At 35.5% G+C, this 22164-nt stretch carries 24 protein-coding genes; 13 read left to right on the top strand and 11 right to left on the bottom strand.

Going from position 1 to position 22164, the window contains the following annotated elements:
- Both GV828_RS04830 and GV828_RS04825 read left to right on the top strand, forming a co-directional pair.
- Positions 1–600 carry a hypothetical protein gene (locus GV828_RS04830; protein WP_166536349.1) on the top strand — a complete coding sequence of 200 codons (600 nt, stop codon included), beginning with the start codon at positions 1–3 and terminating at the stop codon, positions 598–600.
- Positions 601–879: 279 nt separating this feature from the next.
- Entirely contained in the window at positions 880–1758 is an 879-nt protein-coding gene (locus tag GV828_RS04825; RefSeq protein ID WP_166536348.1) for an SDR family oxidoreductase, read from the top strand.
- A 55-nt stretch (positions 1759–1813) separates the two neighbouring features.
- Here GV828_RS04825 and chrA read toward each other — a convergent pair whose 3' ends face one another.
- From chrA to GV828_RS04800, 5 genes are read right to left on the bottom strand one after another with little or no spacing between them, the layout of a single operon-like run.
- Complete coding sequence (gene chrA, locus GV828_RS04820) at positions 1814–2938, bottom strand: chromate efflux transporter (protein ID WP_166536347.1); 1125 nt, start codon at positions 2936–2938, stop codon at positions 1814–1816.
- A 13-nt stretch (positions 2939–2951) separates the two neighbouring features.
- Entirely contained in the window at positions 2952–3983 is a 1032-nt protein-coding gene (arsB, locus tag GV828_RS04815) for an ACR3 family arsenite efflux transporter (protein WP_166536346.1), read from the bottom strand.
- 1 nt (position 3984) lies between these two features.
- Positions 3985–4590, bottom strand: a complete 606-nt coding sequence (locus GV828_RS04810) for an arsenate-mycothiol transferase ArsC (RefSeq protein ID WP_166536345.1) — start codon at positions 4588–4590, stop codon at positions 3985–3987.
- Between the two features lie 18 nt (positions 4591–4608).
- Positions 4609–5082, bottom strand: a complete 474-nt coding sequence (locus GV828_RS04805) for a DUF6428 family protein (RefSeq protein WP_166536344.1) — start codon at positions 5080–5082, stop codon at positions 4609–4611.
- A gap of 60 nt (positions 5083–5142) precedes the next feature.
- Complete coding sequence (locus GV828_RS04800) at positions 5143–5472, bottom strand: ArsR/SmtB family transcription factor (RefSeq protein ID WP_166536343.1); 330 nt, start codon at positions 5470–5472, stop codon at positions 5143–5145.
- 279 nt (positions 5473–5751) lie between these two features.
- Between GV828_RS04800 and GV828_RS04795 the strand changes: the two genes are divergently transcribed.
- Genes GV828_RS04795 through GV828_RS04770 form a run of 6 tightly spaced genes read left to right on the top strand, consistent with a single transcriptional unit; the run spans position 5752 to position 11069 of the window.
- Entirely contained in the window at positions 5752–6519 is a 768-nt protein-coding gene (locus GV828_RS04795; RefSeq protein WP_166536342.1) for a ParA family protein, read from the top strand.
- Between the two features lie 4 nt (positions 6520–6523).
- Positions 6524–7420, top strand: a complete 897-nt coding sequence (locus tag GV828_RS04790) for a ParB/RepB/Spo0J family partition protein (protein ID WP_166536341.1) — start codon at positions 6524–6526, stop codon at positions 7418–7420.
- Complete coding sequence (locus GV828_RS04785; RefSeq protein WP_166536340.1) at positions 7420–7983, top strand: DUF5683 domain-containing protein; 564 nt, start codon at positions 7420–7422, stop codon at positions 7981–7983. Before GV828_RS04790 ends, GV828_RS04785 begins: the two co-directional genes overlap by 1 nt.
- Positions 7984–8685, top strand: a complete 702-nt coding sequence (gene dapB / locus GV828_RS04780; RefSeq protein ID WP_166536339.1) for a 4-hydroxy-tetrahydrodipicolinate reductase — start codon at positions 7984–7986, stop codon at positions 8683–8685.
- Between the two features lie 47 nt (positions 8686–8732).
- Positions 8733–10439, top strand: a complete 1707-nt coding sequence (lepB, locus tag GV828_RS04775; RefSeq protein ID WP_166536338.1) for a signal peptidase I — start codon at positions 8733–8735, stop codon at positions 10437–10439.
- A gap of 9 nt (positions 10440–10448) precedes the next feature.
- Positions 10449–11069: a WbqC family protein gene (locus GV828_RS04770; RefSeq protein ID WP_166536337.1), complete on the top strand. Its 621-nt coding sequence runs from the start codon at positions 10449–10451 to the stop codon at positions 11067–11069.
- A gap of 178 nt (positions 11070–11247) precedes the next feature.
- On the opposite strand, the gene GV828_RS04765 is transcribed toward GV828_RS04770, so the two are convergent.
- The 6 genes from GV828_RS04765 to GV828_RS04740 form a co-directional block, all read right to left on the bottom strand.
- Entirely contained in the window at positions 11248–12291 is a 1044-nt protein-coding gene (locus GV828_RS04765) for an endonuclease/exonuclease/phosphatase family protein (protein ID WP_166536336.1), read from the bottom strand.
- A 10-nt stretch (positions 12292–12301) separates the two neighbouring features.
- Positions 12302–13165 carry a rhomboid family protein gene (locus tag GV828_RS04760; RefSeq protein ID WP_166536335.1) on the bottom strand — a complete coding sequence of 288 codons (864 nt, stop codon included), beginning with the start codon at positions 13163–13165 and terminating at the stop codon, positions 12302–12304.
- 8 nt (positions 13166–13173) lie between these two features.
- Positions 13174–13983 carry a rhomboid family intramembrane serine protease gene (locus tag GV828_RS04755; RefSeq protein ID WP_208103138.1) on the bottom strand — a complete coding sequence of 270 codons (810 nt, stop codon included), beginning with the start codon at positions 13981–13983 and terminating at the stop codon, positions 13174–13176.
- On the bottom strand, positions 13980–15854 hold the full coding sequence (gene mutL / locus GV828_RS04750; protein WP_166536334.1) for a DNA mismatch repair endonuclease MutL: 1875 nt from the start codon (positions 15852–15854) through the stop codon (positions 13980–13982). The genes GV828_RS04755 and mutL overlap by 4 nt, the downstream gene beginning before the upstream one ends.
- A 151-nt stretch (positions 15855–16005) precedes the next feature.
- Positions 16006–16497, bottom strand: coding sequence for a 6,7-dimethyl-8-ribityllumazine synthase (ribH, locus tag GV828_RS04745; protein ID WP_166536333.1), 492 nt, complete (start codon positions 16495–16497; stop codon positions 16006–16008).
- 69 nt (positions 16498–16566) lie between these two features.
- Entirely contained in the window at positions 16567–17358 is a 792-nt protein-coding gene (locus GV828_RS04740) for a tetratricopeptide repeat protein (protein WP_166536332.1), read from the bottom strand.
- Positions 17359–17503: 145 nt separating this feature from the next.
- Here GV828_RS04740 and recF point away from each other — a divergent pair, with 145 nt between their 5' ends.
- The 5 genes from recF to GV828_RS04715 all read left to right on the top strand — a co-directional run bounded on the left by recF (position 17504) and on the right by GV828_RS04715 (position 22130).
- The gene (gene recF / locus GV828_RS04735; RefSeq protein ID WP_166536331.1) at positions 17504–18583 is read left to right on the top strand and encodes a DNA replication/repair protein RecF; all 1080 of its coding nucleotides are present in this window, start codon (positions 17504–17506) and stop codon (positions 18581–18583) included.
- A gap of 46 nt (positions 18584–18629) precedes the next feature.
- Positions 18630–19304, top strand: a complete 675-nt coding sequence (locus tag GV828_RS04730; protein WP_166536330.1) for a DUF2461 domain-containing protein — start codon at positions 18630–18632, stop codon at positions 19302–19304.
- Positions 19305–19357: 53 nt separating this feature from the next.
- On the top strand, positions 19358–20371 hold the full coding sequence (gene murB, locus GV828_RS04725; protein ID WP_166536329.1) for a UDP-N-acetylmuramate dehydrogenase: 1014 nt from the start codon (positions 19358–19360) through the stop codon (positions 20369–20371).
- A gap of 110 nt (positions 20372–20481) precedes the next feature.
- A complete protein-coding gene (locus tag GV828_RS04720; RefSeq protein WP_166536328.1) occupies positions 20482–21588 on the top strand; it encodes a glycosyltransferase in 1107 nt (368 codons plus the stop codon).
- The gene (locus GV828_RS04715) at positions 21579–22130 is read left to right on the top strand and encodes an RNA polymerase sigma factor (RefSeq protein ID WP_166536327.1); all 552 of its coding nucleotides are present in this window, start codon (positions 21579–21581) and stop codon (positions 22128–22130) included. The genes GV828_RS04720 and GV828_RS04715 overlap by 10 nt, the downstream gene beginning before the upstream one ends.
- Positions 22131–22164 lie beyond the last annotated feature (34 nt).

Genomic DNA, 22164 nt, shown 5'->3' with positions numbered 1-22164 from the left:
ATGAAAAAAAATCTTTTTATTTTACTATTATTGATAGTCGGAGTTTTAATTTTTTTTAATTTAGTTTGGAACGAAGGTAAAAAACTTGCTGAAACCACCGAAATTCAAGGTGTAGCTTTTGGACGGGTAAAAGATTATCTTAAGATTAATGATTATGACAATGACCCGCTTGGCTCTCATCTTACACAAAAATGGAGACCTGCTTATGAGAGTTTTCAGACTAACGATACGGTTTTCTTAATATATAAAATTCCAACAAAGTGGGATATTGAAATTATCACTGGTCGTCATAAAAAACCTTCCAAAGGCGGAGAGTCAATTTATGTAGATTTTTATGATAATGTTCCTAAAGATTCTTTAGTCTTAAATGATAATTACAAGTTAAAAATTGTTACCAAACCAGAAACAAAACTTTCTCTAAAACAAAAGGGAGATACAATAACATTTAGTGGTAGTAACTCCATTGCCTTATTGCGAAATAATAAAGAAGATATGTTTTTTGTGATGAAAAAAGCAAATCCTAATGACACTTTAAAAGTAGCCTTAAAAAAATATCCGGAAGGAACTTATATGGTATTTATGAAAAAACGAACACAATAAAACAATAGTTTTGTAAAAAAAAAAACAAGCTGCTAACTTGTCTTTTTTGTTTAAGGTATGTCGTATATGAATGATGAGTATACATCAAAGTTAGTGATGAAAAGGATATGTGAAAAGCTCGAGCCGACTTTTTTCACTAGAAAAATCATAACAATTACATCGTTTAGCGTTTGAAGTATTGCGCCAAAAACAACTGCACGATTTTGTACAATTATGTGATAAAAAAAATCTTACCTCCTAAATATTCCCTATTTTAGTAGCAACTTTAAATATTTTTTTATGGATTTCAAAGCAAAAATGTTACGCGACGACGCATTAAAAGATAAAGTAATTGTGATTACCGGTGGCGGAAGTGGTCTTGGGAAAGCAATGACGAAATATTTTATGGAATTAGGGGCCAAAACTGCCATTACCTCGCGCGATTTAGACAAGTTAGAAGTTACCGCTGAAGAATTAGTGAAGGAAACTGGTGGCGAATGTTTGCCCGTTTCTTGCGATGTTCGCCATTATGAACAAGTGGAAGTCATGCTTGATGAAGTGCTGAAAAAATATGGAAAAGTAGATGTTTTGCTCAATAATGCTGCGGGAAATTTTATTTCTCCAACCGAAAGATTATCCGCGAACGCCTTTGATACGGTGATTGATATTGTGTTGAAAGGCTCTAAAAATTGCACGTTAGCGTTTGGAAAACATTGGATTGATATCCAACAAAAAAATGCTACAATTTTAAATATTGTAACTACTTATGCTTGGACAGGTTCAGCTTATGTGGTTCCGTCAGCAACGGCAAAAGCGGGTGTTTTGGCCATGACGAGAAGTCTTGCGGTAGAATGGGCAAAATATGGTATTCGCTCGAACGCCATCGCTCCAGGACCTTTCCCAACCAAAGGTGCTTGGGACAGGTTGCTTCCGGGCGATTTAAAAGATAAATTTGATTTGGCCAAAAAAGTGCCGCTAAAACGTGTTGGTGATCATCAGGAATTGGCAAATTTAGCCGCTTATTTAGTGTCGGATTTTTCGGCTTATATGAATGGCGAAGTGATTACCATTGATGGTGGCGAATGGCTTAAAGGAGCCGGGCAATTTAATTTATTAGAAGCGATTCCGGAAGAAATGTGGGACCAGCTCGAAGCCATGATTAAAGCGAAGAAATCATAGCGGCAGAAATGTTGATTATCCTCCGAAAAAATTATTTTTAATTTTGAAGAATGATCTAAAAAAACCACCACCCCAAAACGGAACCACCCAAAACTATAACTGCACTGTTTATTTTTTTGAAGCTAAATACAGTTGCAATACTTATAAAAGCAATTAAAATGGTGCGCCAGTCCGTAATGGTATCTTTACCCATTTCAAAGCAAACGGCTACAATCAAGGCAACAGAAGCTACATTCACGGCATCTAAAAAGACTGATAGCAGCTTAGAATTTCTCATTTTCCTAACAATAGGGTTGAGCAACGCCACGAACACAAATGAGGGTAAAAATATCGCTATGGTTGAAACGATTGCGCCTGAAAAACCATTAATTTGATAACCTATAAAAGTTACAGATGAAAAAACTGGTCCGGGAGTGAATTGCCCCACTGCAATGGCGTCAATCAATTGTTGTTTTGTTAAAAGTCCGGTTGCCACTAACTCTGTGTCTAGAAATGCAAATAAAACGTAACCGCTTCCATAAAGTATTGCGCCAATTTTTAGAAAAATCCAAAATAAGTTGGCATTGGTTGCAGAAAGTAAAGCTACATTTGAAATTTGTAAGAGGGTAATTGGAAAAAAGCTGGTGAAAGCATGTGGCTTTTTGTTTTTAAAATAGGCTAAAATCAATGCCAGAAACCCTGCACCAAACATCAAGTATATTTCATTTATTCCTAATAAAGAACCCACTAAAACCCCGATTCCGATAAGAATAAGCAATGTTGATTTTAACGATTTTTTTGCCAGTGGAAAAATGGCTCCAATAATAATGGCAATAATGGCTGGTTTTATCCCGTAAATAAATGGTTGCACTTCTGGAAGTTGTCCGTATTGTTTGTAGAGATAAGCAAAAAATCCTGTAATAAAAACAGCAGGTAAAATAAAACAAAGACCTGCAACAATCAAACCTTTCCAACCGCCTTTTTCGTGCCCAATATGAATCGCCATTTCGGTACTATTGGGCCCCGGAATTAAATGGGTGGCACCTATCAAGTCTAAAAAGTGTTGTTCGGTAAGCCATTTTCTTTTTTCAACAACTTCTTTTTGCATCATAGCAATATGAGCAGCAGGACCACCAAAACCAATAACGCCCAATTTTAAAAATAGTTGAGCAATATCTTTTAAAGAAGCATCTTTTTCCATTTTCTACTACATTTTAGCTGTAAAACCTCTTTTGCAACCACAAACTGGCTTTTACCAGTAATATCAACACTGGAACTTCTACCAATGGCCCAATTACACCCACGAATGCTTGCGGCGAATGAATGCCGAAAACCGCTATTGAAACCGCAATTGCCAATTCAAAGTTATTGCCTGTGGCGGTAAATGCAATCGAAGCATTTTTATCATAAGGAACTTTTAAAGCTTTGTTGACAAAGAAGCTTACAAAAAACATCAACACAAAATAAATGATTAATGGTATGGCCACTTTAAGCACATCCAATGGTAATTCAATTATTTTATTGCCTTTTAAACTGAACATTAACACAATTGTAAACAGCAACGCATATAAAGTAAGTGGCGAAATAGCTGGAATAAATTTTCTGTTGAACCATTCAACGCCTTTTAATTTTATCAAAAGGTATCGACTCAAAAAGCCTGCTGCAAACGGAATACCCAAATAAATCAATACACTTTCTGTAACATCTTTCATCGACACACTTACGTTGAATTGTGCCAATCCTATTTGAGCAGGCAAAACGTTGATAAACAACCACACCAAAAAACTGTATGAAAGTATCTGAAAAACACTGTTTAAAGCCACCAACATTGCTGTATATTCTCGGTTTGCCTTTGCTAAATCGCTCCACACAATCACCATTGCAATGCATCTTGCCAAACCAATTAAAATTAAACCGGTCATATAATCAGGGTCGTTTCGTAGAAATAAAACAGCTAAACCAAACATTAATAGCGTACCAACCACCCAATTCAACAATAATGAAATGCCAATTACTTTTTTATCTTTGAATGCTTTTGGTAGTAAGTTATAATCTACTTTTGCCAATGGCGGATACATCATCAAAATCAATCCAATTGCCAATGGAATATTGGTAGTGCCTGTTGATAAATTGTCGAAAATTTTGGAGATGTCTGGAAACAGATTGCCCAACAACACGCCAACCGCCATTGCTAAAAATATCCATAATGTGAGGTATCGATCTAAAAATTTAAGTTTCGGTTGCATTTTATAAATTGATTTTTGAAAAAACATAAAACATTTCAGCTGCAATTTGCAAACTGCGTTCAGCGTAAACTTTTGATTGCTCTGGCGTATTGTCAGCTATTTTTGGGTCTTCAAATGTAATAGGTATTCTTTTTTCAGCTCCGGAAATAAAAGGGCAACCACCATCTGCTTGTGAACAAGTCATCACTGCTGCAAATGCTGATTTTGGGTTAAAATCATCGTCGTATTTTTTTGAAAAACCAATAATCGGATTGCTGTTTTCATTGTATTTTATCGCATAAACGCGATTATTTCCTTCGGATAATTTAAGAATATTAAAACCTTGATTTTGCAAAGTATCTACTATCGTTGGATACACTGCAGTTGTTTCTGTTCCACCGGAATAACATTGTACATGAGGAATATGGAAATGCGCCGCAGCTACTTGTGCCCAAATTTGTGCGAAATGACTTCTGCGCGAATTGTGTGTACAAATAAAGTTTATATTTATTTCTTGTTTATCTGCTATTTTTTGCTGCACAAAATCGATAAGCGGTTGTAAAATAATTTTCCGTTCTGCCGGAATAGAAGGTAAGCTTTTAACGGTTTTCGATAAGATTGGATACATATAATCAAACGGTTTAAATTAACAACATCCGCTGCCTGGAGTGCATGAATTATTAGTATTGACAGATAAATCTGCTAAATTCTTTTTTTGTTTTTCAGATGGAATTCCGCAAGCATCTTCTGCCAAGCAAGCCGTAGTTTTATTTTTCAATACAAAAGTTTTTCCATTGAAATCTAAATCATATTTGCCGATGGTTTCCGCTTGATATTCCACTTCAATTGCAACATCTTCGATACCTAATTTTTCTTCTGAAAGTTTAATAATGTTTAAAAGTTTGGCAGGCTTTAATCGATGGTTGTAATCATCGGCATTCCATAATTGAAAATTTACCACTTTTTCGGTGCGAACCACCCCGCCGCAATCAATAAATTTTTTGGTGATTTGTCCTACTTCTGTTATGTGAAAATGTTCAGGTACAAACGCTCCATTTTCTAATTGAAATGCAACATTTTCCAATCTTGGTAAAATTTCTTTAATGGTTGATAATTTCATGTTATTGAATTTTAAATTGTTTTATTGCAATATTACGATTAATAGAATTAAAAAAATGCTCTAGCAACATTTCTTAACACTTACATCATCTTTAAAAAACACAAGCAATTCGTTTTTTAGCGTAAGCCACACGGTTTCATCTATGCAATAGCATACGCTGGTTCCTTCAATGGTTCCTTTAATAATGCCCATGCTTTTTAATTCTCTTAGATGTTGCGAAATAGTAGCTTGTGCCAATCCCAATTCTTCTACCAAATCATTGCATATACAAGCATTTTGCTTCATAATGTGCTGAATAATAGCAATGCGGGCAGGATGTGCCAAGACTTTAAAAATAGAAGCCAATCTGTTTTGGTGCTCGTTGAATATTTCGGTTTTTGTAACGCCCATTTCTTTTAATTATTATATTGCAATATTACGATATTATTGCGATATGTTTTTACAACTGTAATAGAAAAAATATTTACTTCACGTTTCAATAATCTGTTATATTCTAACAAACTCCAAATTAAACAATCAAGAAAATTACAAGCTAAAAAATTTCGTCACCCAAACATTCCGCATTAGTTTAAAAAACTCCTTTAATAATTGATTGTCGAATGTTAACAAATAACACTTTTAAAAACCATAATTAGTTGTATTTTTACGGTTCAAAATTTTAGAAGTTTCATGGGCAAAATCATTGCGATTGCAAATCAAAAAGGTGGCGTTGGCAAAACCACGACATCGGTAAATTTAGCGGCGTCTTTAGGCGTTTTGGAGAAAAAAGTATTATTGATTGATGCTGATCCTCAAGCGAATGCAAGTTCAGGATTAGGGATTGATGTAGAATCAGTTGAAATTGGAACTTATCAGATTTTAGAACATAGTAATACGCCGCAAGAAGCAACGATTGAATGTACAGCCCCAAACGTTTCGGTGATTCCGGCTCATATTGATTTGGTGGCGATTGAAATTGAATTGGTTGATAAAGAAAATCGCGAGTACATGTTAAAATCGGCGTTGGAAAGTGTAAAAGACCAATATGATTATATTTTGATTGATTGTGCTCCTTCACTTGGATTGCTGACGTTGAATGCTTTAACGGCGGCAGATTCGGTGGTGATCCCGATTCAATGTGAATATTTTGCGTTAGAAGGTTTAGGAAAATTGTTGAATACGATTAAAAGTGTGCAAAAAATTCACAATCCGGATTTAGACATCGAAGGTTTGCTTTTAACGATGTACGATTCGCGTCTTCGCTTGTCGAATCAGGTGGTAGAAGAAGTGCAAAAACATTTTAACAACATGGTTTTTGAAACCATTATTCAACGTAATGTAAAGTTGAGCGAAGCGCCAAGTTTTGGTGAAAGCATTATTAATTATGACGCCACGAGTAAAGGTGCTACGAATTACCTACATTTGGCAGAAGAAATTATTAAAAAAAATACGAAGTAGATAAATGACAAAGGCAATAAAAAAACAAGCTTTAGGTAGAGGCTTGTCGGCATTGTTGAAGGATCCTGAAAACGACATTAAATCGGTTGAAGATAAAAATGCCGATAAAGTGGTCGGAAATATTATTGAACTCGAAATTGATGCGATTGAAATCAATCCGTTTCAGCCACGAACGAATTTTAATGAAGAATCTTTGCAAGAATTGGCAAAGTCTATTCAGGAATTAGGTGTGATTCAGCCCATTACGGTTAGAAAATTAGAATTCAACAAGTTCCAATTAATTTCCGGAGAAAGAAGACTTCGCGCGTCGAAATTAGCGGGATTGGTTTCGGTTCCGGCTTACATTCGATTGGCAAATGACAACGAATCTTTGGTGATGGCTTTGGTAGAAAATATCCAACGTCATGACTTAGATCCGATAGAAATTGCGCTTTCTTACCAAAGATTGATGGACGAAATTCAACTCACACAGGAGCAAATGAGCGATCGTGTGGGAAAAAAACGTTCTACCATTGCCAATTATTTACGTCTTTTAAAATTAGACCCTATTATCCAAACCGGAATTCGCGATGGATTTATTTCCATGGGTCACGGTCGTGCCATCATTAATATCGAAGATCTTGATGCGCAAACCGAGATTTACCAAAAAATTGTGAGCCAAAATTTATCAGTTCGTGAAACGGAAACTTTAGTAAAAAATTATCAAGAAAGCTTGAAACCTGCCGCTCCAAAAAGTAAAAGCGCTGGTTTTAAAATTGAAGACAGCCAGAAAAAAACCATCGGTAATTATTTCGGAACCAAAATCGACGTGAAAGTTGCTGCTAACGGTAAAGGAAAAATAACGATTCCGTTTCATTCTGAAGAAGATTTTAACCGCATCATCAAACTCCTGCAAGAATAGTGAAAAAGTATGCTTCCATACTAATTTTGTTTTTTTTGGTGTTCAACCAAAATATTTTTGCGCAAGAAGAATTACCGCTTCTTGTGGTTCAAGACAGCATTAAAACGGAAACAATCGATCCGCTTTCGCCATCAAAAGCAGCGTTTTACTCGGCTATTTTGCCTGGATTGGGACAAGCTTACAATAAAAAATATTGGAAAATTCCCATTGTTTATGCCGCTTTAGGAACCGGAGTTGGCATTTACGCTTGGAATGACCGCAATTATAACAAATACCGAGACGAATACAAAAGACGTTTAGTAGGAAATCCTTCAACTGATGGTGTTTTATCACAACTAACAGATTCTCAACTAATTTCGGCACAAAGACAATTCCAGAAAAATCGCGATTTATCGTTGATTGTAACCGTTGGAATTTATATTTTAAATATCGTTGAAGCAAATGTAAATGCGCATTTGATGCAATTCAATGTCAACGAAAATCTTTCGGTAAAACCAGATATGTTTCAAAATGATTTCAATCAGCGGCAAAATCTGGGACTTACTTTAAATTATAGTTTTTAAATGAAAATTGCACTTTTAGGCTACGGAAAAATGGGCCATGTCATTGAAAAAATTGCTCTGGAACGCGGACACGAAATTGTGTTGAAAAAAACCACTCAAAACACTTTTGACGGTTTAGAAAACGCCGATGTCGCCATCGATTTCAGTATTCCGGATGCTGCTGTGACCAATATTTCTACTTGCCTAGAAAAAAATATCCCAATAGTTTCGGGAACCACAGGATGGCTGGAAAATTATGAAAAAATGATAAAGCTTTGCCAAGAAAAAAAAGGCGCTTTCATTTACGGTTCTAATTTTAGTTTGGGTGTCAATTTGTTTTTTAAAATAAACGAAGAATTGGCAAAAATGATGGCAAAATTTACTGATTACAAAGTAACGATGGAAGAAGTCCATCATACCCAAAAACTCGATGCGCCAAGCGGAACCGCAATTACTTTAGCCAAAACTATCATTGACCATTCAGATTATTCGAGTTGGGCTTTGCAAGATGCAAAAGCGGACGAAATTTTAATTGACGCCAAAAGAATTGAAGGCGTTCCCGGAACCCATACTGTTGCCTATAATTCGCCAGTAGATACAATTGAAATTACGCATACGGCTCACAACCGGGAAGGTTTTGCGCTTGGTGCTGTGATTGCCGCCGAATGGATTTTAGGCAAAACGGGAATCTTCAGCATGAAAGATGTGCTGGAAATTTCGTAACAAAAAAATAGTTTAAGATACATATTCAGATATAAAAAAATAAAATTATGACGCTCATTCAGTGGATTATATTCTTTTTGATTCTTCAGGTTGTTCATTTTTTAGGCACTTGGAAATTGTACCAAAAAGCTGGTTTTAAAGCTTGGGAAGCCGCAGTTCCGGTTTATAATGCCGTGATTTTGATGAAAATAATTAACCGTCCGAAATGGTGGGTTATTTTGCTTTTTATCCCAATCGTTAACCTAATCATGTTTCCGGTTGTATGGGTTGAAACCTTGAGAAGTTTTGGAAAAAATACTACTGCCGATACACTTTTGGGTATTTTCACGCTTGGTTTTTACATCTATTTCGTCAATTATTTTGTGGATGTAAAATATGTGGAAAACAGAAGTTTGGTGGCGAGAACCAAAACCGGCGATACTGTAAGTTCCATTCTTTTTGCGATTGTGGTAGCCACAATTGTCCATACTTATTTCATCCAGCCATTTAACATTCCAACCGGATCGTTAGAAAAAACACTGCTTGTGGGCGATTTCCTTTTGGTAAGCAAAAATCATTTTGGTGCGAGAACCCCAATGACGGCAGTTGCAGCCCCAATGGTTCACGATACCATTCCGGTAATTAATCAAAAATCTTATCTCAACAAACCGCAAATTCCTTATTTTAGATTTCCTGGATTTGAATCGGTGAAAAAAAATGACATAGTGGTTTTTAACTGGCCGGTTGATACAGTTTACCAATTTTTTGACAAATCCGGAAGAACTGCTGTAAAAAAACCAATCGACAAAAAATCGAATTATGTGAAAAGATGTGTGGCAACTCCAGGCGATATTTTTTCAATAAAAGATGGCTTTGTTTTTATTAATGGTAAAGAATTACAGCTTTCCGAAAGAGCAAAACCTCAATATTACCATACGGTTTACGCGTCTAAAGGAATTCTTGGACCGGCACTTCAAGCCACAGGTTCTACTGAATTTACCCGAAACTTTAACGTTCGTCCGGCTAGTCAACAACAGATTGATGCAATGCAACCGTATGTTTTAAATGCTTCACAAAATCCTGATGGTTCTTACTTAGTGATGACGGGTTCGCAAGGATTTCCACCAAGTGTAAGAGCAACGGGATTATATGCCGAAGAATTATCGCAAAATGTCGCTGAAATTAATTTGACACTCGAAGGAGCAGAACAATTAAGAGCAAACAAAGCAATTGATTCTGTAGTGAAATTCAATATCACAGATCCTGCCAGAGACAAAGTTTTTCCACAAGATGGTAAATGGACTGGAGACAATTACGGTCCGATAACCATTCCTCAAAAAGGTACGACAGTTCAGCTTAACGCCGAAAATATTGCCTTGTACAAAAGATTAATTTCTGCTTATGAGAACCATGATTTAAAGGTTAACGGTAATGAAATTAGAATTGATGGCAAAATTGTAAACCAATACACTTTCGAACAAGATTATTATTTTATGGTTGGGGACAACCGCCACCGCTCTGAAGACAGCCGTTATTGGGGATTTGTCCCGGCAGATCACATTGTCGGTAAACCGGTATTTATTTTCTGGAGTGTGGATCCTAATGTTCCGTGGAGCAAAGCTTTTGATAAAATACGTTGGGACAGGTTGTTTACAACGGTTGGCGGAAGCGGCAAACCTTTCTCCTACTTCTGGATTTTTGTGGTACTGTTAAGCGGCTATTTTATAGCTGATTTTGTGATCAAACGCAAGAAAAAACGCGCTTCTAAATATTAAAAATTTGTCATGAAAGCACTTTTGCTTCCTACCTATTTTCCGTCGATAAGCCAATTTGCGGTGATGATGAATGCTGATTCAGTAACGTTTGAAATGGATGATAATTTCCAAAAACAAACCAACCGAAACCGCATGTATGTTTACAGCCCAAACGGGATTCAGTTGTTGAATATTCCGGTGAAACATGGTAATGGCAAGCATCAAAAAACTAGAGATGTAAAAATTGAAGATGCTTTTGATTGGCAAAAATTACATTTCAAATCATTAGAAGCCGCTTATCGTTCGAGTCCGTTTTTTGAATTTTTTGAAGATGATATTCGTCCGATTTTTGAGAAAAAACATACTTTTTTAACCGATCTTAATTTTGCGGCTTTCGACATTGTTTGTCATTGTTTAGGATTGGCTCCTGAATACGAAAAAACCACTGAATATTTCCACGAACCGGAAGGTTTTACGGATTTTAGGTTTTTGGCAAATGGTAAAAAAGATACTACCATTTTAGAAACATACACTCAAGTTTTTGAAGAAAAACACGGTTTTATCAACAATCTTTCTATCTTGGATTTATTGTTTAATGAAGGCAGAAAGGCGGTTGATTATCTCGAAAATCAAAAAATAATTTTGCCCTGATTTTTTACAGACGATTCCAAAAAATCAAATGGTTTTTCCCTTAGCCCTGACATAGCGAAAATCCTGACATTGCTTGAAAATGGTTCTGGGATTATAGGAACAAATTGCAATGGCAGATTGCAGCGAAGGCAGGAATGACGATTGTAAAAATGCCCTTAGTTTCGCTCCAAAAAAAAATTTATTCTTCGAAAGCCAAACGGGTAAAAATCGGGAAATGGTCTGAATTTACGAAGTCGGGGAAATTTTCGAACTCCTTGACTTTCATCTTTTTATCTGCAAAAATATAGTCGATTCTGGCGGGATAATAGTTGAAATTATAGCTTTTTCCAAAGCCTTCTCCCGCTTCTTCAAACGTGTCGTTCAAGTTGCCACGAATGCTTCTGTACACAAAAGAGAACGCGCTGTTGTTCATGTCTCCACAAATAATCTCGGGCAATTTGCTGTTTTTTTTGTGGTTCATGATGATTTCGGCCTGTTCTTGTTGGGCTTTAAAAGCTTCACTGATGCGACGCACAATTTTTTTAGATTTTTGTTCCGTAATATTGCCATCGGAACTGATTTCATGAACATCTGGCGTAATTTTTATGGATTGTAAGTGTATGTTGTAAACGCGAATCGTGTCGTTTCCTTTTTTAATATCGGCAAAAATGGCGTTGTTATTCGAATTTGGAAATTCGATATCGCCTTTTCCAATGATGGGAAATTTTGAGAAAATCGCCTGACCGGTTTTAGTATTTTCGCCTTTCATCAAAATGTATTGATGCGGATAAGCCCGTAATTTAATTTTTCCTTCAGAATATTCCTGAATGCAGAGAATATCGGGGTTTTTGTCATTGATAAAACTTTGAATCAATTCCGGAACATCGTCTCTTTCAATCCATTTATATACGTTTAGTAACCGAACATTGTAAGACATTACGGTAAAATCATTTTCCGTTTCCGGCAGATTTTTACCAGAAAATTTGTAGAATTTATTGATGAATGGAATTCCCATGAGCAACACCAAAATGGGCAACAAAACTTGACGTTTCATTTGGATTCCCCAATAAATCAGGAACAAAACGTTGACGATTAAAATTAGCGGCAACACCAAAGTAATTACTGATAACAACGGGAAAAGTTTTGGCGCTAAAAACGGTAAAATATAAGCCAAAAACGTAATTATTGCCAAAATCATGTTGAAGCTAAACATCATTTTATTGAACCAAGACAAATTTTTCATCCGTAGTACATTAATTTTTACCGGCTTTAAAAAGGAAATCTTTTTCTTCTTTTGAAAGACTTTCGTAACCTGACTTGCTGATTTTGTCTAAAATCTCGTCTATTTGTTGCTGCGTTTTGTCTTTACCTTTTGAATTAAACGTCGTTTCGGACGGTTTGTTTTTATTTTTATGTACTTTTTTAAATGGCATACTTTTTTTCGGTTTAAACAAATCTGAAAAAAAATTGAGGAAATTGGTGAGAATGTTGCTCAAATCTGTGCCATTTTGCAAAAATTTAATATAAGAAAAACCAAAAAACGCACCTCCTAAATGGGCAATATGTCCGCCCATATTACTGCTTTTTATTTGAATTAAATCCAAAATAACAAATACCAAAGCCACATGCCAAAGCTTCACCCTACCAATTAAAAGCAGGCGGATTTCATACAAGGGTGCATAAACGGCAACCGCAATCATCACGGCCATAATCGCTCCTGAAGCACCAATTAATTGGGCTTCGTGATTGAGTACAAAATAAGAAATGAGATATAATATTCCAGCGAAAAATCCGCCTAAAATGTAAACACCCAGAAATTGTTTTTGCGTAAAAAACGTGAGAAATAATCTTCCGGCGAAGTTGAGCACAATCATATTGAAGAGCAAATGCAAAATTTCGACGTGGAGAAATTGATAGGTCAATAAAGTCCACGGTCTTGTAATAAAAACCGAAAGATTAGAATTGAGTTCCAACCACGGCATTACCGTCAAAAAACCGTTGGTGGAAAAGGCATACAATATCATCAATGGGATGGCGATTCCCACGTTCCAGAAAATTAATTGCTGAACAATGCCTCCCGTTTTGTATTGCAGTTTTAAATCGTCTAAAATATTCATGGCTAATATTAATTCCAGCGATGGTTGTCAAATTGATTTTTTTTCCAAATCCACATCATGATGAATCCTACAATAGCACCTCCAATGTGGGCAAAATGCGCAACACCTCCGCCTCCACTTCCAAAGATAGAATTTCCGGAAACGCCGAGGTATAAATCTAATAATAAAATTCCGGGCACGAAAAATTTTGCTTTAATTGGAACTGGTAAAAACAAAAGCATCAATTCGGCATTAGGAAACATAAAAGCAAAAGCGACTAACAAACCGTAAATGGCTCCGGAAGCTCCAACTGCCGGGATTTGATTGGCTTGAGCTGCCATCACGATGTCGTCAAATTGCGACTGGTTGATGTTTGCAGCTGTCAAAATATTTTTAACTTGTCCATCGACCATTACCCCGTTTTCGAATAAGCCATTATAATTTGCATTAAGTAAAACTTTAATTTCCTCTGGACTTAAAATAGCTGAAACGCTTTCTAAATGATGATGAATCTCAAAATAATTTACCCCAGAATGAAACAAAGCCGCTCCAATTCCGCAGGAAATGTAAAAGAACAAGAATTTTTTTCCACCCCAGAAATGTTCTAATGCTGAACCAAAAGAATATAAAGCAAACATATTGAACAAAAGATGCGTAATTCCCGGAAATCGCGCATGCATAAACATGTGCGTGAGGATTTGCCAAGGGGCAAAATTAGAATTTTCGAAATGGTAAAGCGAAAGATATTGATAAGCAGGGTCGCCTACAATATTGGAACCGATGTAAAAAATAATATTGATAATCAGTAGCTGTTTGACTACTGGAGTGATATTCATCATAAACTAAATTTTTTATCTAAATCTTCTACCGTCATTGTAATGAAAGTAGGTTTGTAAAAAGGCGAAATGTTTGGCTCTTTGCAAGCAAAAAGTGCATTTACCAAATTTTCTTGTTCTTTTTCGGTTAAACTCGAACCTGTTTTTACCGCCAAACTTTTTGCCATCGATTTAGAAATGGTGTCGTTTTGGCTGAAACTATTTTCAGGAATTCCGTCTTGTAAATCATTTAAAAGCTGTTCTAAAAGTATAGAAACTTCACTTTCAGAAACGTTTACTGGAATTCCGGAAATAATTATATTGTCTGAATTTATTTCTTCAAAAATAAAACCCGTGTTGACCAAAGACTGTTCTAATTCGGCAATTAAATTGACTTCTAAAACCGAAAAATAAAGATGCAACGGAAACAATAATTGCTGACTCGAAGCTTGACTAACCGTAATATTTGCTAAAAATTGTTCGTACAAAACACGTTGATGTGCTCGTTGCTGATCAATAATTACCATCCCGGATTTTATGGGACTTACAATATATTTTTTGTGAATTTGGTAGGTTTTCTGGCTCGTTTGTTCCACCTCTGCATCATTAAAAAGTGATCCGGTCACTTCTTCGGATTCAATCGAAATATTTTCAACCGCCAAAGTTTCGGTGTCATGTTTTAAACCAACATACAAACTTTCCCAAGCTGGCGAAGGTTGGTTTTTTTTGTACGAAAATGACTCAGTTTTAAAAACACTTTTGCTTTGACCGAAATTCGGTTTTTCATCAGCAAAAGGATTAAAATTACTGTCAACTTCAATCAACGGAACAGCAGATTCTTTATTTTGATAAGCATACGGAGTATCTAGATTCGGGTCGCGGTCAAAATCTAAAACGGGTGCCACGTTAAATTGTCCCAAACTATGTTTCACCGTTGAACGCAAAATAGCGTACAAAGCGTGTTCGTCGTCAAATTTTATTTCGGTTTTTGTCGGATGAATGTTGATGTCGATTGTATTTGGAGGAACATCTAAATAAATAAAATAACTCGGTTGGCAACCATCTTTGAGCAAACCTTCATAAGCCGCCATTACGGCATGATGCAAATATCCACTTTTGATAAATCGATTATTTACAAAGAAAAATTGTTCGCCTCGTCCTTTTTTGGCAAATTCAGGTTTTCCTACAAATCCTTCAATGCTCACGATTTCAGTACCTTCTTGCAACGGAACAAGTTTTTCATTGGTTTTTCCCGAAAAAATATTTACAATTCGCTGACGCAAATTTGAGGCAGGAAGGTTAAATTGCTCACTCCCGTTGTGGTACATTGTGAAATGGATATTGGGATGTGCCATTGCCACGCGATGAAATTCGTCTAAAATATGACGGTATTCCACCGTGTCCGATTTTAAAAAATTTCTTCTGGCGGGAATATTAAAAAATAAATTTTTGATGGAAAACGAAGTTCCTTTTGGTACAACCGCCACTTCTTGCGCAATAAATTTACTACCTTCAATAATTAGGTGAACGCCTAATTCTTCTTGCTCCTGCCGTGTTTTAAGTTCCACGTGAGCAATTGCCGCAATGGATGCCAACGCTTCTCCACGAAAACCTTTGGTATTCAGAGAAAATAAATCTTCGGCATGGCGAATTTTAGAAGTTGCGTGTCTGGCAAAGCAAAGTCTGGCATCTGTAACCGTCATTCCAATGCCATTGTCAATCACTTGAACCAGCGATTTCCCGGCGTCTTTGATGATCAATTTAATGTCGGTCGCTTTGGCATCAACAGCATTTTCAAGTAATTCTTTTACTACAGAAGCAGGACGTTGTACGACTTCACCGGCAGCAATTTGGTTAGCAACATGGTCTGGGAGTAATTGAATTATGCTCGACATTTTTTGTTTTGAAATTGACTTTCAAAGATACATAATTGAAAAGAAAATCAGCGTAAAATCTGTTTCAAAAAAGTTTAAAATTTCCATAAAAAAAACCTGAATTTCGTTTTACAACAATAATCAGGTTTCAATATTTTTATCAAAAAAAATTTTATCCGGCTTGTTGCCTCAACCACGCCATTTTTATGGCAGCAATAGCAGCTTCCGTCCCTTTATTTCCATGAATTCCACCACTTCTATCAATACTTTGCTGCTGATTATTATCGGTTAAAACACAAAAAATTACGGGAACATCCGCTTGCACATTCAAATCTTTTATACCTTGTGTAACGCCTTCACATACAAAATCAAAATGCTTGGTTTCGCCTTGAATTACACAACCAATTACGATCACACAATCGACGCTTTGGGTTTCAATCATTTTTTTGGCACCGTAAACGAGCTCAAAACTTCCGGGAACATTCCAGCGAACGATGTTGTTAGGAAGTGTTCCGCAATCAAGCAAAGCGGCTTCTGCTCCATAAAAAAGTCCTTCGGTAATGACATCATTCCATTCTGAAACAACAATCCCAAACCGAAAATTTTCCGAGTTTGGGATTGTGTTTTTATCGTATTCTGATAAATTTTTATTTGCTGTAGCCATCTAATGGATTTCAGATTTTTAATTTTTGATTGCAGAAAAAAACTACAAATCTTAAAAAGCGAGTTTAAATTATTGCGCCAATCCAATCATCGCATCAATGTTTTGTGCTTCGATTGAAGTGTCGTATTTTTCTTTAATCTCTGTAAAATATTTCAAAGCCTCTTCTTTTTGGTTTAATGCCAAAGCAGTTTGTCCGGCTTTAAGTAAAAATCGTGGCGAAGTTACTTCATTTTCGTTCAATTTAGCTGCTTTTAAATAGTATTCTAGTGCTTCTTTTGGCTGGTTTAATTGTGAAAAAGCATCTCCAATTGCACCTTTTGCCAATGGCGCTACAAAAGCATCATCGGACTTGAATTTTTCTAAAGATTCAATTGCTTCTTTGTATTTTTTAGTTTGAAGATACGCGATTCCAGCATAATAATTAGCTAAATTTCCAGCGTCAGTTCCGGAAAAATCTTCGGCAATTTGTACAAATCCTGGTTGGCCTTCTGTTACTTTTAAAGAAAGTGCATACAATGAATCAGCTACTTTAGCATCAGTTGCATTGGCTGCTTCTTGAAAATGTTTTTGAGCTTGTGCCAAACTATTTGCAGCATCTTGTTCTTTCGGACCAACAATAAATTTGGTGTAAACTAACCAACCAATCGCTACAAAAGCGATTGCTCCAATTACACCTAAAATAATTTTCTGATTTTTGGCAACCCACTCTTCCGTTTTAGAAGCGCCTTCGTCCAATGAATTAAAAACACCAGCTGTGGTACTGTCTTGTTCAGAAATGTTGTCTAACGGATCTTGTTCAAATGTCTCTTCTTCTTGCTTAGGTTTTGGGGCTTTGTATCCTCGTTTGTTATAAGTTGCCATTAATTTTCTAAATTTAGTGAGGTGCAAAAATAAAATTTTTATTGAAATGTAAAAGATGTTTTTATCGTTATTTTTCAATAATTTGCATGCCCTAAAACCGATTCGCCCAATTTAGGTGAGTTTCTTATTCAATAGCCATTTTCAGATGTATCTCAAAAATATTTCTCTTTTAAATTATAAAAATTTCGCTGAAGTTAGTTTTAACTTCGACCAAAAAATCAATTGTTTGGTAGGGAAAAACGGCGTGGGCAAAACTAATGTGCTTGATGCGATTTATCATTTGGCCTATGGGAAAAGTTATTTTAATCCGTTAGCGGTGCAAAATATTCGGCATGGAGAAGATTTTTTTGTGATTGAGGGCGAATTTGAGAAAGACAGCCGAACGGAGCAAATTGTTTGTTCACTTAAAAAAGGACAAAAGAAAGTATTGAAACGAAATGGAAAACCTTACGAAAAATTTTCCGATCATTTGGGATTTTTGCCGCTTGTAATTATTTCGCCGGCAGATCGAGACCTTATTATAGAAGGTAGCGAAACGCGACGAAAATTTTTGGATTCGGTGATTTCACAATCGGATATGAAGTATTTACAAGATTTGATTCAATACCAAAAATTAATTGCGCAACGAAACGCTTTGCTCAAATATTTTGCTTTAAATCACACATTTGACCCCACAACTTTAGAAGTTTATAACGATCAATTGGAAGATTTAGGACAATCAATTTATGAAACACGGAAGAATTTCATGAAAATTTTCTCCCCTATTTTTTCAAAGCATCACAGCGCGATTACTGGAATTACCGAGAACGTTAATGTGGTTTATGAAAGTCAGCTGCAGGAAAAAAACTTGCGACAGCTTTTTGCCGACAGTTTAGCCAAAGATCGCGTGTTACATTATACCTCATCAGGTGTACATAAAGACGATTTATCATTTGAACTTGATCAACACCCCATCAAAAAATTTGGTTCGCAAGGACAACAGAAATCTTTTCTAATTGCTTTAAAACTGGCACAATTTGATTTTTTAAAACAAAAAAGCAATCAAAAACCCATTCTTTTATTTGATGATATTTTTGATAAATTAGATGAAACGCGGGTGGAGAAGATTATTCAAATGGTAAATAATGACGACTTTGGACAGCTTTTTATTTCTGATACTCACGCAGAAAGAACCGAAACGCTTGTAAAATCGATGCATCAGAGTTATCAGGTTTTTCAGTTGTAATTTGTTCCAAAAAAATGCCTACATTTAGTTTAAATTTTATCGAACAATGGTTTCAAAAAAAATACTTCAGTTTTTAAACGACATCAAAGAAAACAACAACCGCGAGTGGTTTCATGCCAATAAAAGTTTTTACGAAGAATACAAAACTGCATATTCAAAGCTAATTCAAGAATTTTTAAACGAAATGATTCCTTTAGACGAATCGCTCCGGCATTTGGAAGTGAAAGATTGTAGTTTTAGAATTGCCCGCGACATCAGATTTTCAAAGGACAAAACGCCTTACAAAACCCATTTGGGCATTTGGCTGTCGGGTGGAACAAAAAATACTAATTTACCAGGATACTACATTCATATAGAGGAAGGAAAAAGTTTTATTGCCGGTGGAGTTTGGTGGCCGGATCATCTTGATTTGAAGAAAATTAGAAAAGAAATTGCCTATTTTTATGAAGATTTAGAAGAAATTGTAACTGAAAAGAATTTTGTTAAAGAATTCAAATCTCTGGATATCGACGAAAATAATTCTTTGAAAACTGCTCCAAAAGATTTTGACAAAAACCATCCTGCAATTCAATATTTGCGATTAAAAAGCTTTACCGCTTCACAAGTTATTGACAATCAATTATTAACCGATAAGGATTTTGTGAAAAAAGTGACGAAAAAATTAATCCTTTTAAAGCCTTTGAACGATTTTTTAACCAGAGCCTTAACCACCGAAGATTAATGATGATTATCCCGTAGATTTGGATTATTTTTGCCACACAATTAAATTCGGAAATGGAAATTTTAGAAAATTTTTCTTTAAAAAATTACAATACATTTGGGATTGATGCGAAAGCAAAACAATTTGTCGCCGTACATTCAGTAGTAGAATTGCAGGAAGTATTGCGTCAAAATCAAGGTACTAAAAAATTTATTTTAGGAGGCGGAAGTAACATGTTGCTAACCCAAGATGTGGACGCTTTAGTGCTTCACATTGATTTGAAAGGCAAAAAAATTGTAAAAGAAACCGAAGAATTTGTTTGGGTTGAAGGAAATGCTGGCGAAAATTGGCACGAATTTGTACTATTTGCCATTGAAAATAATTTCGGCGGCATCGAAAATATGTCGCTTATTCCTGGAAATGTAGGTACAACACCAGTTCAAAATATTGGTGCTTACGGAACCGAAATTAAAAACACCTTTGCATATTGTGATGCTGTGGAAATCGCAACCGGAAATATTAAGAGATTTACAAACGAAGAATGCAAATTTGGCTATCGCGAAAGCATTTTTAAAAATGAAGTAAAAGACCAATTTATTATTACTTCAGTTGTTTTTAAATTGACTAAAATCAACCATAAAATTAATATTTCTTATGGCGATATTGCTGCGGAATTGACCAAAAATAATGTAAAAATTCCTACCCTAAAAGATGTTAGCAATGCGATTATCACGATAAGAAAAAGCAAGCTTCCAGACCCAAAAGAGCTAGGAAACAGTGGTAGCTTTTTTAAAAATCCGGTAATTTCAAAAAGTGATTTTGAAAAAATTCATTTGCTTCATCCGGAAATGCCAAGTTACAGCGTTTCTGAAACCGAAGTAAAAGTTCCCGCAGGTTGGCTGATTGAAAAAGCGGGATTTAAAGGTAAACGTTTTGGTGATGCTGGAGTTCACAAAAATCAGGCTTTGGTGTTGGTAAATTATGGAAACGCCTCCGGAAGCGAAATTTTGGCGGTAGCCCAAGACATACAAAAAAAGGTAAAAGAAACCTTTGGGATTTCGATTGAAGCAGAAGTAAATGTGATTTAATTTTGCATCATCTAGATCATTTTCGGCTAAAATTTTATTGATTTTTACCATTGCAATTCCTGTTTTTGCATTGTACCTTTGCGCACATTTTTTTAAAACCAATTGCCTATATGTTGACCATTATTTTTTATGTTTTTCTTGTAGTGGTAGCTGTTCAGCTGTTTTATTATTCGGTTGTTTTCGGGAAATTTGCTTTTGCTAAACCCCAAAAAAGCACTCCGAAACGTATTCCCATTTCGGTAATTGTTTGTGCCAAAAATGAAGAGGAAAATGTAAAGAAATTCGTACCTCTTTTGGCGACTCAGGATTATCCGGATTATGAAATAATTTTAATTGACGATGCTTCAAGCGATGCAACGCTTGATGTTTTTGAAGAATTTGAAGCGCAATATTCCAATGTTAGATTAGTAAAAGTGGAAAATAATGAGGCGTTCTGGGGCAACAAAAAATTTGCCTTAACCTTGGGAATCAAAGCAGCAAAAAACGAATATTTATTGTTTACAGATGCCGATTGTTATCCGGCTTCAAACCAGTGGATTAAGGAAATGAGTTCGCAGTTTACCATGAGCAAAACCATAGTTTTGGGTTATGGAGCTTATGAAAAAGTGGCCAAATCTTTCCTGAATAAAATCATCCGATTTGAAACGATGTTAACCGCTACGCAATATTTTTCTTGGGCCAAAATCAAACATCCCTATATGGGTGTTGGCCGAAATTTGGCCTACAAAAAAGAAGAATTTTTTAATGTAAACGGATTCATCGACCACATGAAAGTACGTTCAGGAGATGATGATTTATTTATTAACCAAGCTTCCACCAAAAAAAATACAACGATTAGTTTTAATCCAGAAGGCTTTACTTTTTCCGAACCTAAAAAAACATTTAAAACTTGGTTTGACCAAAAAAGACGTCACGTTTCAACTGCGAGTTTTTACAAACCTTTTGATAAATTTCAATTGGGATTGTTCTTCTTAAGTCAGCTCTCGTTTTTAATCTTAGCGATTGTTTTATTAGCTCTACAATTTAATTGGATGTTAATCGTTCCTATAATTGTGGGAAGATATTTAGTTAGCTGGATTTCGTTAGGTTATGCAGCATCAAAACTGCAAGAAAAAGATGTCATGTATTACTATCCCATCATTGAAATTATAATTATTTTTATCCAACTGAATATTTTTATAACCAATAAATTGTCAAAACCAGTACATTGGAAGTAAGCAAGCAAATCGAAAAAGCACAAATAGGCGATCAGGTTGCATTTACCTCTTTGCTTGATTATTTTTGGAATGAAGTTTATGGGTTTATGCTGCAACGGACTCAAAATGAAACAGATGCAGAAGACATTACCATTGAAACTTTTGCAAAAGCATTTGATAAAATCGCAACATACAATACTGATTTTCAATTTAATACATGGTTAATTGCCATTGCTAAAAATGTTCACATCGATTTATTACGCAAAAAAAAATCAACAATGTTTATCGATATCACAGATGCCGATGATAAACAAGCGTATAATGTTGCCGACACCTCGCTTTCGGCAGAAGATGAACTAATTAGAGAACAAAATTTAGCACAACTTCTACGTTATATTAAAGAGTTAAAACCCGCCTATCAAGAAATTATCCAGTTGCGGTATTTTCAGGAACTCAGTTATCAGGAAATTGCCAATCAGCTTGATGAACCGCTTTCTAATGTGAAAGTGAAATTGTTACGAGCTAAAAAACTTTTGGCAAATATTATTAGCTCAAAAGGTTAGTAATTTCAGCCAAATTCCTTTATTTTTTTTTAAT

The organism is Flavobacterium ichthyis (genome assembly GCF_009915155.1).
Taxonomy (GTDB): Bacteria; Bacteroidota; Bacteroidia; order Flavobacteriales; family Flavobacteriaceae; genus Flavobacterium; species Flavobacterium ichthyis.
The sequence above is the reverse complement of the archived record's forward strand: the minus strand, read 5'-3'. Positions and strand labels throughout refer to the sequence as shown.

What these genes read in the sequence shown, in the direction of transcription:
- GV828_RS04830 (WP_166536349.1), top strand. Translation starts at nt 1, where the DNA reads ATGAAAAAAAATCTTTTTATTTTACTATTATTGATAGTCGGAGTTTTA.
- GV828_RS04825 (WP_166536348.1), top strand. Translation starts at nt 880, where the DNA reads ATGGATTTCAAAGCAAAAATGTTACGCGACGACGCATTAAAAGATAAA.
- chrA (WP_166536347.1), bottom strand. Translation starts at nt 2,938, where the DNA reads ATGGAAAAAGATGCTTCTTTAAAAGATATTGCTCAACTATTTTTAAAA.
- arsB (WP_166536346.1), bottom strand. Translation starts at nt 3,983, where the DNA reads ATGCAACCGAAACTTAAATTTTTAGATCGATACCTCACATTATGGATA.
- GV828_RS04810 (WP_166536345.1), bottom strand. Translation starts at nt 4,590, where the DNA reads ATGTATCCAATCTTATCGAAAACCGTTAAAAGCTTACCTTCTATTCCG.
- GV828_RS04805 (WP_166536344.1), bottom strand. Translation starts at nt 5,082, where the DNA reads ATGAAATTATCAACCATTAAAGAAATTTTACCAAGATTGGAAAATGTT.
- GV828_RS04800 (WP_166536343.1), bottom strand. Translation starts at nt 5,472, where the DNA reads ATGGGCGTTACAAAAACCGAAATATTCAACGAGCACCAAAACAGATTG.
- GV828_RS04795 (WP_166536342.1), top strand. Translation starts at nt 5,752, where the DNA reads ATGGGCAAAATCATTGCGATTGCAAATCAAAAAGGTGGCGTTGGCAAA.
- GV828_RS04790 (WP_166536341.1), top strand. Translation starts at nt 6,524, where the DNA reads ATGACAAAGGCAATAAAAAAACAAGCTTTAGGTAGAGGCTTGTCGGCA.
- dapB (WP_166536339.1), top strand. Translation starts at nt 7,984, where the DNA reads ATGAAAATTGCACTTTTAGGCTACGGAAAAATGGGCCATGTCATTGAA.
- lepB (WP_166536338.1), top strand. Translation starts at nt 8,733, where the DNA reads ATGACGCTCATTCAGTGGATTATATTCTTTTTGATTCTTCAGGTTGTT.
- GV828_RS04770 (WP_166536337.1), top strand. Translation starts at nt 10,449, where the DNA reads ATGAAAGCACTTTTGCTTCCTACCTATTTTCCGTCGATAAGCCAATTT.
- GV828_RS04765 (WP_166536336.1), bottom strand. Translation starts at nt 12,291, where the DNA reads ATGAAAAATTTGTCTTGGTTCAATAAAATGATGTTTAGCTTCAACATG.
- GV828_RS04760 (WP_166536335.1), bottom strand. Translation starts at nt 13,165, where the DNA reads ATGAATATTTTAGACGATTTAAAACTGCAATACAAAACGGGAGGCATT.
- GV828_RS04755 (WP_208103138.1), bottom strand. Translation starts at nt 13,983, where the DNA reads ATGATGAATATCACTCCAGTAGTCAAACAGCTACTGATTATCAATATT.
- mutL (WP_166536334.1), bottom strand. Translation starts at nt 15,854, where the DNA reads ATGTCGAGCATAATTCAATTACTCCCAGACCATGTTGCTAACCAAATT.
- ribH (WP_166536333.1), bottom strand. Translation starts at nt 16,497, where the DNA reads ATGGCTACAGCAAATAAAAATTTATCAGAATACGATAAAAACACAATC.
- GV828_RS04740 (WP_166536332.1), bottom strand. Translation starts at nt 17,358, where the DNA reads ATGGCAACTTATAACAAACGAGGATACAAAGCCCCAAAACCTAAGCAA.
- recF (WP_166536331.1), top strand. Translation starts at nt 17,504, where the DNA reads ATGTATCTCAAAAATATTTCTCTTTTAAATTATAAAAATTTCGCTGAA.
- GV828_RS04730 (WP_166536330.1), top strand. Translation starts at nt 18,630, where the DNA reads ATGGTTTCAAAAAAAATACTTCAGTTTTTAAACGACATCAAAGAAAAC.
- murB (WP_166536329.1), top strand. Translation starts at nt 19,358, where the DNA reads ATGGAAATTTTAGAAAATTTTTCTTTAAAAAATTACAATACATTTGGG.
- GV828_RS04720 (WP_166536328.1), top strand. Translation starts at nt 20,482, where the DNA reads ATGTTGACCATTATTTTTTATGTTTTTCTTGTAGTGGTAGCTGTTCAG.